Here is a 12,045-nt window from a genome sequence, read left to right as displayed (position 1 = left end):
CGTCTCGGGTATCTCCCGGGGCGCCTTTCAGTCTCCCGCCGCGCTGAGAGTCCGCTCGCCCGCAGCGAGGTAGGCGTGCTCGGTGGCGGCCTTGTACGGGCGCCACCAGTTCTCGTTGTCCCGGTACCACTGAATCGTCGCGGCGAGTCCGGCGCGGAAGTCAGCGTAACGGGGGCGCCAATCGAGTTCGGAACGCAGCGACGTCGCGTCGATCGCGTAGCGCTGGTCGTGGCCGGGCCGGTCGGTCACGTGGTCGAAATCGTCGGGGTCGCGGCCGAACTCCGCGAGGATCATCTGCACCACGGACTTGTTGTCTAGTTCGCCGTCGGCGCCGATCAGGTAGGTCTGCCCGATCCGGCCCCGGCGCAGGATCTCCCACACGGCGCGGTTGTGGTCGTCGACGTGGATCCAGTCGCGTACCTGGTGTCCCGCCCCGTAGAGCCGGGGACGGACCCCATCGATCAGATTGGTGATCTGGCGCGGGATGAATTTCTCCACGTGCTGGTAGGGCCCGTAATTGTTACTGCAGTTGGAGATCGTGGCGCGTACGCCGAACGAGCGGGTCCACGCGCGCACCAGCAGATCGCTCGAGGCCTTGGTGGCCGAGTACGGGCTGGACGGGTTGTAGGGGGTGGTCTCGGTGAAGGCCGGATCGTCCGGGGCGAGGTCGCCGTAGACCTCGTCGGTCGACACGTGGTGATAGCGCACGTCGTGCCTGCGCACGGCCTGCAGCAGGGAATACGTGCCGACGATATTGGTCTGCACGAACGGCCACGGCTCGGCGAGGGAGTTGTCGTTGTGCGACTCCGCGGCGAAGTGCACCACCGCGTCCATGCCGCTGACCAGTTCGTCGACCAGGTCGAGATCGGCGATGTCGCCGTGCACGAACTCGATGCGATCGGCCACCGGGTCGAGCGAGGCTCGGTTCCCGGCATAGGTCAGGGCGTCGAGGACGGTGACGGCCGTATCCGGGTGGGCGGACACGGTCTGCTGGACGAAGTTCGCGCCGATGAATCCGGCGCCACCGGTGACGAGCAATCGCACCCCATGACTGTACGTGGGGCCCCGCCGCACCGGCGACGGACTCGAAACCCGGTGCGGCCAAACCGAACTCCAGGTTTTCGATCTGTGACATTCGTCTCATTGACTTCCCAACGATTGGAACTCTCAGATTGATATGGCACGGAAAAGCCCGGTCAGCGCCCCTATTTCCGCGACCCCACCAAGCCGTGGGTCTCGATGGTGAACAAAATTTGAATAAACAGTCACAAGGGGTTCACCACGCGTTAGCTGGTCTAGATTTTGCTCGTCTAGTCCCCTCCGAACGCTTCAATCGAGGTTCCAAACAAAATGCTGATGAGGAAATTCGCCGCGACGTCGGCACTGCTGATCGCCGCCCTCGGCGTCACCGCCGGCACCGTGAACGCGGCTCCGGCCGCCGAGGCCGATGACGCGGTGAACTTCACCGCTCACGCGACCGACACCCAGTCCATCATCACGACCGATGCCGGTTCCATGGTCGTCGAGGATGGCGTTTTCAAGGTCAAGGCGGCCAACGGCAACGTGCTGACCGGCATGCCGATGACCTTCCGGGTGGATGATTTCGAGTTCCCGATCGCTGCCGAGATCGCGGACCACACCGCCACCCTGACCCCGCAGTTCGACATGGCGCACGCGACCTACAAGCCCGTCGCCCTGCCGTTCGAGGACAAGGCGCCCTGGAAGTCCGAGTACGACCGTGAGCAGGCCGCCTTCAACCGCATGAAGGACACCATCTCGACCGGCGCCACCATCGGCACCCTGGTCGGCGGCATCGGCGGCGGCGCCGTCGGCTGCGTCCTCGGCGGCATCGCCGGCGCGACCGTCGCCTCGGCGGCCATCGTCGGCCTGTTCGGCGCGTTCATCCCGGCCGCGGCCATCGGCTGCCTCGGCGGCATCATCGCCGTCGGCGCGCTGGGCACCCTCGCGGGCCAGCTGCTGATCACCGCCCCGGTCGCCATCGGTGCCGCGATCCAGTACTTCACCACCATCAACCAGCCGTTCGTCGCCCCGAAGTAATTCCCCGCGACCGTACGGACAACTGAAAACGAATCGAAGCCCCCTCCGCGCTGTCCACGCGGACGGGGCTTCATTCATTGCCGCCGCGAACGAAAGTTAACTAATCCTGAACAAAAAGTGAAGCGCCAAGATTGCGACGTCGTGACCTCGGCTATCAAGGATAGATAACTTCGATTCGGAAATAATTTCGCCCGGAGCAGTGCACCACCCCTGCACAGACGCGAGCCCCGTCCCGTCTGATGCGGGGCGGGGCTCGCCTGGGCAGGGCCCGACCGGTTACGCCGTCCGAGCCCGCTGGTCCCCTTCGATCCTGGCCCGCACGAACCGCGCGACCCGCGCCAGCGCCGCCCTGCTCTCCGGCAGATTCGGCGCGATGCTCATGAAGGCGTGGACCTGGCCGCGCCACAACTCCAAGGCGTTCGGCACGCCCGCCGCGGTGAGCCGCTGCGCCATCAGTTCGGAATCGAAGCGCAGCACCTCGTCCTCGGCGGCGACCAGCAGCACGGGTGGAAGCGCGGACAGCGCCGCGTTGACCGGCGAGAGGCTCGGATCCAGCGTCCCGTCGACCTCCGCGCCGATGCGCACCACCGCTTCCAGCGCCGAGAGCGGGATATACGGATCGCGCGCGACGTTCACGTAGTCCCGCTTCGCCGCGTAGTCCAGGTCGAGCAGCGCGCTCAAGCCGACCAACCCGGCCGGTGCGGGCAGCCCCGACTCCAGGGCCAGCAGGGCGGTCGCGAAGGTGAGGTATCCACCCGCCGAATCACCCGCGAAGATGATCCGCCCTGGATCCGCGCCATGGCGCAGCAGCCAGCGATAGGCCGCGAGGCAGTCCCCCACCGAATCGCTGATCCGCGTCCGGGGCAACTGGCGGTACTCGACGTTGATCACGGGCAGGCCGGTGCGGCGGGCCAGGCTCGCCGCGACCGGGCGATGACTACGGGTACTGCAGATCGCGAAGCCACCGCCGTGCATGTACAGCACCGCGCCGTGGCGCAACGCACGCGACGCACCGGCCGGGCGGATGATCTCCAGGCGGATGCCGTGCAGCGACACCTGCTCTCGATCGATCCCCTGCGGTCGAGGACGTAACCGCGCCAGCCCGTCGACGGTGGCCGCGCCGACCGGGATGGTCGTCCTCGTCACCGGAAAGGTTCGCAGCATCGGGCGGACCACGCCCATGCAAGTGGCCAGCAGCAGACGCGATTGCGCGCTGGGGCCCTTCGGATTCATCACCGCACCGGGCTCGCCGTCTCTGGTCGCCATCGCGCACCTACCTCACAACTGGCGCGCCGAATCACGACCGGACCGTGCCCAGCGAGCTGTCGGCGCTGACATCTCACACAGTGTCTTTTCAGAACACCATGCGCATCGTGACCTACGCAACAGAATCGCTCGAAGCCCGCCGCCGCGGAACGCCCGTAACCGAATCGAGGACTACTCGGAACCTCACCGAATCCCGGAGCCGCGAAACTGGCAGACTCCAAGGCATGCGCGGAATCATTCTGGCGGGCGGCACCGGCTCCCGGTTGCACCCGATCACGCGCGGGGTGAGCAAGCAGCTGGTCCCGGTCTACGACAAACCCATGGTCTACTACCCCCTTTCCACGCTGATGCTCGCGGGGATCAGGGACATCTTGGTGATCACCACGCCCGAGGACGCGGCGGCGTTCCGGCGGCTGCTGGGCGACGGCACGCAGTTCGGGCTGTCCCTGAGCTACGTGGTCCAGCCGGAGCCGGACGGCCTGGCCAGGGCCTTCGTCCTCGGCGCCGACCACATCGGCGGCGATTGCGCCGCACTGGTGCTCGGCGACAACATCTTTCACGGCCCCGGCCTCGGCACCAGCCTCAATCGCTTCCACGGAATCGACGGCGGCGCGGTGTTCGCCTACTGGGTGTCCGACCCGACCGCCTACGGCGTGGTGGAGTTCACCGAGGGACGCGCGGTGTCCATCGAGGAGAAGCCCAAGACGCCGCGGTCGAACTACGCCATTCCAGGGCTGTACTTCTACGACAACGACGTGGTGGAGATCGCCCGGTCGCTGCGCCCGTCCGCCCGTGGCGAGTACGAGATCACCGACATCAATCGCGCCTACCTGGAACAGGATCGTCTGAGCGTGGACGTGCTCGCCCGCGGTACCGCCTGGCTGGACACGGGTACCTTCGATTCCCTGCTCGACGCCGCCAATTACGTACGCACCATCGAGGAACGGCAGGGCCTCAAGATCGGCGTCCCCGAGGAGGTGGCCTGGCGGATGGGCTTCATCGATGACGAGCGGTTGTGCGCGCTGGCCGAGCCGCTGGTCCGCTCCGGCTACGGCCGCTACCTGCTCGATCTGCTCGAACGCGGACGGGACTGGTGAGCATGGAGTTCCGGGAACTCGCGGTGCCGGGCGCGTGGGTGATCACGCCGCGCCAGCACGGCGACAGTCGCGGCATGTTCCTCGAGGGGTTCAAGGCCTCGGAGTTCGAGAAGGTGACCGGGCGGCCGTTCGACCTGCGGCAGGTCAACTGCTCGGTGTCGGCCGCGGGGGTGCTGCGCGGGATCCACTACACCGAGGACCCGCCCGGACAGGCCAAGTACGTGACCTGCGTGCGCGGCGCCTTCCTCGACGTGGTCGTCGACCTGCGCCCCGGCTCGCCGACCTATGGCCGCTGGGACAGCGTGCTGCTCGACGACGTCGACCGGCGCTCGGTGTTCCTGTCCGAAGGGCTCGGCCACGCGATCCTCTCGCTGGAGGACGGCTCGACGGTCACGTACCTGTGCTCCCTGGAGTATCAGCCGGAGTTCGACCACGATATCGACGCGTTCGATCCCACGCTCGGCATCGAGTGGCCGCGGGTGGGGCGCGACGGCCGGGAACTCACTTTCGTCCGCTCCGCGAAAGACACCGTGGCCCCGCCGTTCTCGGGAGCCGCATGAGGTGGCGGATATCGCCCGCGCCGAGCCGAGCGCTGCCACCCGATACGGGTGACAGCGCTCGGCAGCACGGCAGTCAGGCGACGAGTTCCAGTTCCTTCGCCTCGTCCGCCGCCTGCTCCCGGCCGCGGAATCGCGGCACGAAGGCCAGCAGGGCGACCAGCGCGCCGACGATGGACACGCCCGCGGCGAACTCCAGACCGGGACGGTAGGTGTCGAGCATCCCGGCGGCCGAGATGTCGGCGTGTGCGCCGGAGGCGATGATCGCCGTGGTCACCGCGAGCACGATGGCCGCGCCGACCTGCATGGACGTTTGCAGCACGCCTGCGGCGAGACCCTGCTCCTCGTCATCGATGCCGTTGGTGGCCTGGATGTTGATGGCGGGGAAGCCGACCCACCCGATGCCGATGAGCAGCACCGCGGGCAGCAGCATGGTCAGGTAGGAGGGTGCGGTGTCCAACCGCAGGAACAGCAGGTAACCGACGGCCATCACGGTCATGGTCACCGCGATCACCGGCCCGGTGCCGAAACGATCGACGAGTCGGTCGGAGAAGAAGGCCGACAGCACGACCAGCAGACCGACCGGCAGCAGCGCCATGGCCAGCTTCAGCGGAGACCAACCGAGAGTGTCCTGCATGTACAGGGTCACGATGAACTGCCAGCTGAAGTAGGAGCCCGCCACCGCCACGATCGCGAGACTGGCCCGGACCAGCGAGGACTTGCGCAGGATCCCGAGGCGCACCAGCGGGTAGCGCACCCGCTTCTCCACCGCGACGAATCCGGCGAACAGCGCGGCGACCGCGACGAACGAACCGATGGTGCGCGCGGACGCCCACCCGGCTTCCGGCGCGGCGACCACGGTGTAGACCAGCAGCAGCATGGCGGCGGTGGACAGCAGCGCCCCGAACAGGTCGTGTCCGCCTTCCTCGGCCGGCTTGTCCTTGGGCACCAGCACGTAGGCCGCGGCCAGCGCGGCGAGCGCGATCGGCACCGGGAGCAGGAACGTCCAGCGCCAGCCGACGCCGGTCATCAGACCGCCGAACAGCAGGCCCATGGAGTAGCCGCCCGCGCCGAACACCGTGTAGATGGACAACGCCTTGTTGCGGGCGGGTCCCTCGGCGAAGTTGGTGGTGATGATCGACAGGCCGGTCGGTGCGGTGAACGCGGCGGCGAGGCCCTTGACGAAGCGGGTGAGGATCAGCAGCGGACCGGAGCTGACCAGACCGCCTGCCAGCGAGGCGACCGCGAAGACGGCGAGCGCGATCAGGAAGACCTTGCGCCGCCCGAGCAGGTCGGCGGTGCGGCCGCCGAGCAGCAGCAGACCGCCGTACCCGAGGACGTAACCGCTGACCAGCCATTGCAGGGTCGAGGTGGACAGATCGAGTTCCGTGCCGATGGACGGCAGCGCGACGCCGATCATCGAGACGTCGAGACCGTCGAGGAACAACACGATGCACAGCGTGATCAGCATGCCCCAGAGCCGGGCTGCCCATCTGGTCGGATCGCTCGCCTGAGCGGCCGAGAGCGTTGCTGGTGAAGTCATGCGGAGGACATTACATGCGCACGCATTAAATGCCAACACATTTAATGCAGTTGCATGGACATGCCGTGCCCACTAAGATGGGGCCATGTCGAAGCCGACCACCGTGAGCACAGCCCGGCGCGCCCCCGCGCCGGCCGGGCTGGTTGGAGAGTGGCGCGAGCTGCTCGACCGGCACGCGGCGGTGAGTTGTGCGCTCGAGAAAGCGCTTCAGAACGGTCATCACATCGGGCTCAGCGAATTCGAGACGCTGGACCGGCTGATCGACGCGAACTGTGGCGACTACCGGATGAGCGACCTCGCCAACGACATCTACCTCAGCCAGAGCGCGCTGTCGCGGGCCGTGGCACGGCTGGAGCGCGACGGCCTCGTTCAGCGCACCATGTGTGCGGAAGACCGCCGCGCCGTGTTCGTCTGCCTCACCGAGAAGGGCCGCGAGGTCTACGACCGGGCCCTGCCCACCCACCGGGCGGTATTGAGCGACACCTGGGAATTGCCGGGGCCGCCGAAGTGCTGATCAGCGCGGGCTGAAGCGTTTACTCAGAGCGCTTTCCGTGCGTCCTCGATGTGCGCACGCGCGTCGATCGTCGCCGCCTCGATGCTCGCGAACGCCGCTCGGAAGCGCGCGATCTCGTGCTCCTTGTCCACGTAGACGGGACCGGTGAACGTCTCCAGGTAGACCACCGGCGGTTCCGGCCGCTCGCCGGAACCCGCCTCGGCGAACTCCAACAGCACGAAACGACCCGACGCCATGCCGTCGTGATAGCCGCAATCCGCGGGCACCAGCCGGATCCGGACGTTAGGCAGCTGCGCCATCCGGAGCAGATGGTCGAGTTGCTCGGCGGTCACCGCCGGGCCCCCGATGCGCCGTCGCAGCACCGCCTCATCGATCAGCGCGTCCAGCCGCAGCGGCGCGTCGGCCCGGGTGACCAGGGTCTGCCGGGCCTGGCGCAAGCGCACCCGGCGGTCGATCTCGTGCGCGGCCAACTCCGGGTGCGCCGCCGTGCACAGCGCGCGAGTGTAGCCCTCGGTTTGCAGCAGGCCGGGTAGGAGTTCGTTCTCGTAGGTGGACAGCCTGGTGGCCGCCTCTTCCAGCCCGATATAGACGTCGAAGCCCTCCGCGATCACGTCGCCGTAGGTGGTCCACCAGCCCTTGGCCTTCGTGTCGCGCGCCAACGCGCGCAGCGGTTCGAGCAGGTCGGGCGGCGCGCCGTAGACCTTGCACATCGCCTCGACGTCGAGGCCGCGCAGCGAGGTCTGCCCGGTCTCGATCCGCCAGATCTTCGCCTCCGACCACTCCAACTGCTGCGCGGCCACCCGCGTGGTCATCCCGGCCCGGTTGCGCAGATCACGCAAATGCCTGCCGAGCTGCCGCCGCGGCATGGTCGATCCGGTCGTTCCCTGCGGTAAAGCCATGCTTCCCCCCTGTTCGCCCTACACCGCGCGCACCGTGAACCATCCTCGGTCTGCGACGCGGCACGCCCTCGGACACCCGAGGTGGATGCCGGGTATCCGAACAGCATTGTTCACAGTGAAGCTCGCAGCGGTCACGGCGCGTGTCCCAGCCAGGCCGGTGGCCCCTGCGAGTCAAACTACTTCCGCACGACGCGATTTCGTCCCTACCTGCGCGGGTTTCGCTTGCGGAAGCGCCAGAATTGCACCGCCCGAACGTCTTCGGACAGCTGGTTGACCGGCTCGGCCACGTCCGACAACGCCTGGAACAGGTCGTCGGCCAACTCGCTGATGTGCTCCACCCTGGTCGCCAGACGCGAGGCGTTCACCAGGAACTCGAGCATCAGGCGCACGGCGGCGGCGATGGTCAGGCCGAGCGGCACGCCCAGCACCGCGGCGAGCACGCCGAGCACCGCGGACACCCGCCACGCCGATACCGTCAACGTGATGGGCACGGCGAAGGCGAACACCAGTCCCAGGATGTAGGCCAGCGGCAAGAGAGTGCCGGTGGCCGGGCGGTGGAACTGCACGTCGAGCAGGGCGCGCGCAGCCGCGGCGCTCCACTGCGCGAACGCGCGCGGGCTGCGGAACGGCTCGGCGGGCTGCTCTTCGCCGGGAGCGGACCTGGAGAACCGCTCGGCCGCCGACTCTTTCCACGTGATCCAGCGCGATTCGGCCTCGTACTCGTCGGCGTCCGCGGGCGCGCCGGGTCCGTTGGCTTCGTCACTCATGCCGGGTCCTCCTTCGAGCCTGACGCTCATGCCGAGAATCCTCCCTGTCCGGGGCGGGGGGATCCAGCCGGAAACACACGCCCCCGGTATGTTTTCGCACCCGCAACACCCATTACGCCCACCCCACAGCGATCTCACAGCTCCGGCGCAGCGAGTGGCCAGGTCCACGGCCGAAAGTAGCTGCGTGGCAGGCATGGCGAGCCACCTCGGGATGCCCGGCGATACACGGACGAACCTTCCGGAAATGAGACGTAGGCGACACTCTGGAAATTCTTTCGGAGAACCCGTAACGCCCACGGCGTCCCCCGCCGATACGACCCATGAATGCAGGACCCAGAGATCTACCGGGGAATGGAGAAGACAGTGCGCACCACGTTTCCGACTTCCGTCACGGCGGCCGAGCTGACCGCCGCTGCGCAGGACTACAACCAGCGCGGGTGGACGGTCGCCGAAACGGCCAACGGTCTGAGCCTGATCACCGACGACGACCTGTCCGGCATCGAAGTCACCGGCGAACTGGCCGGCGAGGTCCGCCGCTTCCTGCGGGCGAACAACCTGTCGGGTGCGGTTATCGAGATCCCGGGCACGGAGCGTCGCGAGATTCACCTGGTCACGGGCGTCCGCAAGGCGGCGATGGCGCTCGAGGCGCTGCGCGAGGCCGGAGCGACCGTGTACACCGACGGCGCCGGCATCCCGCTGCCGCCCACCCACCTGTCGGCCGGTTCGGCTTGCTGGGGCGTCGCGCCCGGCGAGGCCCGCTGGGTTCCGCCGGTCGTCGCGATCGCCGCGGCCGTGCGCGCCGCCACCACGTCGCGCCGCGCCAAGCTGACCATCGCCTGCTGAGCAACGCACCCCTGAGCGAGTTCACCTGCTGATCGCGGGCCGGGGCCGCGCTACCCGGCCTGTTTGCGACCGGTATCCGTCCCGGCGCTCCGGACCCCCACCCCGGAGCGCTGCCGGGTACCGGTCGTTCGGCGTCGCCGATATCAAGCGTTCTCTTTTCAGTTCCACTGTCGAACGCAAAGATGGGGTATGGCCCCGATCACGCAATCGCGCAATCTGCTGCGGACCTGCCCGCTCTGTGAGGCGGTCTGCGGCCTGGAAATCACCCTGGATCCCGACGACCACGTGACCTCGGTCCGCGGCGACCGCAGTGATCCCTTCAGCAAAGGCTTCATCTGCCCGAAGGGAGCCAGCTTCGGTCATCTCGACGAGGACCAGGACCGGGTGACCGACCCGCTGATTCGTGACCGCGCTACCGGTGCCTGGCGCACCGTGACCTGGGACGAAGCCTTCGATTACATCGCCGAGCGGTTCCCCGCCGTCGTGGCCGAGCACGGAACACAGTCGGCAGCGGCCTACTTGGGCAATCCCAACGCGCACACCGTGGCGGGCACGCTGTACGTACCGGCGTTGCTACGCGCGCTGGGCACCAAGAACATCTACTCCGCCAGCACCGCCGATCAAATGCCCAAGCAGGTGGCCAGTGGGCTGATGTTCGGCGATCCGCTCACCGTGCCGGTGCCCGACCTCGACCGCACCGATTACCTGCTGATGCTGGGGGCCAATCCGCTGGAATCGAACGGTTCGCTGTGCACCGCACCGGATTTCCCGGGCAGGCTGAAGGCGCTGCGTGGCAGAGGCGGCCGCTTCGTGGTGGTCGATCCGCGGGTCACCCGCACCGCGAAACTCGCCGACGAGCACCTGTTCATCCGGCCAGGCAGCGATGCGTACCTGCTGTTCGGCATCGTGCACACGCTTTTCGCCGAGCAATTGACCGATCTGCGCGTCGAGGTGACCGGCCTGGACGAATTGCGCACCGCCGCCGCCACGTTCGACCCGGAGACGGTCGCGGCCCGCACCGGCGTACCGGCGTCCACGGTCGTGCGGCTCGCCCGTGAGCTCGCGGCGGCGCCGACCGCCGCGGTGTACGCCCGTATCGGCACGTGCACCGCCGAATTCGGCACCATCACGCAGTGGCTCGTCGACGCGATCAACGCGCTCACCGGCAACCTCGACTCTCCCGGCGGCGCGATGTTCGCCACCGCCGCGGCCGGCGGCATCCCCCGCACCAAGCCGTTCCGCGCCGGGCGCTGGACCAGTCGAGTCCGCGGGCTGCCCGAGGCGATGGGCGAGCTGCCCGTCGCGACGCTCGCCGACGAGATCACCACGCCGGGCGAAGGGCAGATCCGTGCCCTGGTGACGGTCGCGGGCAATCCGGTGCTGTCCGCGCCGAGCGGGGCGCGCCTGGACGAGGCGTTCGCCCAGCTCGAGTTCATGGTGAGCGTGGACCGGTACGTGAACGAGACCACCAGGCACGCGGATGTGATCTTGCCTCCCCCGCGTCCGACGCAATCCCCGCACTACGACTTCGCGCTGCTGCAATTCGCCGTGCGCAACTACACGCGATACTCGCGCCCGCTGGTGCCGCTGGGTGACCGGCCTTCCGAACCCGCCGTCCTGGCTCGCCTCGCCGCCGCGCTGACCGGCAGGCCGCACGACGGCTCCGACGGAATCGATCCGCTCACCGCCGTGGACGAACTCGTCATCGCGGGGATGTTGCACAAGGCCGGTTTCCCCGAACGGCGCGGCGACCTGATCGGCGAGAACAGCACCGAGCAGCGCATCGACCTGATGCTGCGCCTCGGGCCGTACGGCGAATGGAACGGCGGCACACTCAATCTGCGAGTGCTGTTGGACAACCCGCACGGTATCGACCTGGGTCCGTTGCAGCCGCGCCTGCCGGGCGCGCTGCGTACGGCGAGCGGGCGGGTGGACCTGGCCCCGCAGCCGCTGCTGGACGACGTGGCACGGATGCGGGCGCGCCTGGCCGACGCCGCGCCGGAGATCGTGCTGATCGGACGGCGGCAGCTGCGGTCGAACAACAGCTGGATGCACAACATCTCGACGCTGGTGAGCGGATCGAATCGGTGCACGTTGCATATCAATCCGGCCGATGTGGAGCGACTGGGGCTGGGTGACGAGGCGGTGGTGAAATCGGCCGCCGGAACGCTGACGGTCCCGCTGGAGCCGACCGAGGCCATCATGCCCGGGGTGGTCAGCCTGCCGCACGGGTGGGGCCACGCCGACAGCGCGCAGACCGTGGCCCGCACGCACGCGGGCGTCAATGCCAATGTGCTCACCGATGATTCGGTGGTCGACGCGCCCTCCGGCAACGCCGTGTTCAACGGCGTTCCGGTGACACTGACTCCGGCCTGACATCTCTCCAACCGATCCCGCAAATCCCGACCGGCCGGACATTATTCCGGCCGGTCGGCTTTTAGCCAACCGTCGGAAATACTTGCGCCGCAGCCGAATCAAGGGCATTCTCGACGGGGATTTCG

Annotated in this window: 11 protein-coding genes; 6 read left to right on the top strand and 5 right to left on the bottom strand. The window is 68.0% G+C overall.

Translation table 11 applies throughout. The annotated features are described in order from the left end of the window. Positions 1-27: 27 nt before the first annotated feature. Positions 28-1,044, bottom strand: coding sequence for a dTDP-glucose 4,6-dehydratase (gene rfbB / locus ACFV2O_RS03605; protein ID WP_379249903.1), 1,017 nt, complete (start codon positions 1,042-1,044; stop codon positions 28-30). 306 nt (positions 1,045-1,350) lie between these two features. On the opposite strand from rfbB, the gene ACFV2O_RS03600 reads away from it, so the two are divergent. Then, complete coding sequence (locus tag ACFV2O_RS03600; protein WP_355073080.1) at positions 1,351-2,058, top strand: hypothetical protein; 708 nt, start codon at positions 1,351-1,353, stop codon at positions 2,056-2,058. 276 nt (positions 2,059-2,334) lie between these two features. Here ACFV2O_RS03600 and ACFV2O_RS03595 read toward each other — a convergent pair whose 3' ends face one another. Next, a complete protein-coding gene (locus ACFV2O_RS03595; protein WP_379249901.1) occupies positions 2,335-3,324 on the bottom strand; it encodes an alpha/beta hydrolase in 990 nt (329 codons plus the stop codon). Positions 3,325-3,548: 224 nt separating this feature from the next. On the opposite strand from ACFV2O_RS03595, the gene rfbA reads away from it, so the two are divergent. Continuing rightward, positions 3,549-4,421: a glucose-1-phosphate thymidylyltransferase RfbA gene (gene rfbA, locus ACFV2O_RS03590; protein WP_355073084.1), complete on the top strand. Its 873-nt coding sequence runs from the start codon at positions 3,549-3,551 to the stop codon at positions 4,419-4,421. A 2-nt stretch (positions 4,422-4,423) separates the two neighbouring features. Then, positions 4,424-4,981, top strand: coding sequence for a dTDP-4-dehydrorhamnose 3,5-epimerase family protein (locus ACFV2O_RS03585; protein WP_379250137.1), 558 nt, complete (start codon positions 4,424-4,426; stop codon positions 4,979-4,981). Between the two features lie 73 nt (positions 4,982-5,054). Here ACFV2O_RS03585 and ACFV2O_RS03580 read toward each other — a convergent pair whose 3' ends face one another. Next, a complete protein-coding gene (locus ACFV2O_RS03580) occupies positions 5,055-6,521 on the bottom strand; it encodes an MFS transporter (protein ID WP_379249899.1) in 1,467 nt (488 codons plus the stop codon). An 85-nt stretch (positions 6,522-6,606) separates the two neighbouring features. Here ACFV2O_RS03580 and ACFV2O_RS03575 point away from each other — a divergent pair, with 85 nt between their 5' ends. Further along, the gene (locus ACFV2O_RS03575) at positions 6,607-7,035 is read left to right on the top strand and encodes a MarR family winged helix-turn-helix transcriptional regulator (RefSeq protein WP_379249897.1); all 429 of its coding nucleotides are present in this window, start codon (positions 6,607-6,609) and stop codon (positions 7,033-7,035) included. Positions 7,036-7,058: 23 nt separating this feature from the next. Here ACFV2O_RS03575 and ACFV2O_RS03570 read toward each other — a convergent pair whose 3' ends face one another. Next, positions 7,059-7,934 carry a helix-turn-helix domain-containing protein gene (locus tag ACFV2O_RS03570; protein WP_379249896.1) on the bottom strand — a complete coding sequence of 292 codons (876 nt, stop codon included), beginning with the start codon at positions 7,932-7,934 and terminating at the stop codon, positions 7,059-7,061. A 203-nt stretch (positions 7,935-8,137) separates the two neighbouring features. Further along, entirely contained in the window at positions 8,138-8,701 is a 564-nt protein-coding gene (locus ACFV2O_RS03565) for a DUF4282 domain-containing protein (protein WP_364432945.1), read from the bottom strand. A 324-nt stretch (positions 8,702-9,025) separates the two neighbouring features. Here ACFV2O_RS03565 and ACFV2O_RS03560 point away from each other — a divergent pair, with 324 nt between their 5' ends. Next, a complete protein-coding gene (locus ACFV2O_RS03560) occupies positions 9,026-9,544 on the top strand; it encodes a hypothetical protein (RefSeq protein WP_355073094.1) in 519 nt (172 codons plus the stop codon). Positions 9,545-9,733: 189 nt separating this feature from the next. Continuing rightward, a complete protein-coding gene (locus ACFV2O_RS03555) occupies positions 9,734-11,920 on the top strand; it encodes a molybdopterin-dependent oxidoreductase (RefSeq protein ID WP_379249894.1) in 2,187 nt (728 codons plus the stop codon). Positions 11,921-12,045 lie beyond the last annotated feature (125 nt).

Origin of the sequence: Nocardia sp. NPDC059691, from assembly GCF_042733915.1 — a bacterium.
In the GTDB taxonomy this organism is placed as follows: Bacteria; Actinomycetota; Actinomycetes; order Mycobacteriales; family Mycobacteriaceae; genus Nocardia; species Nocardia sichangensis.
This window is presented reverse-complemented; position numbering and strand designations above follow the sequence as displayed.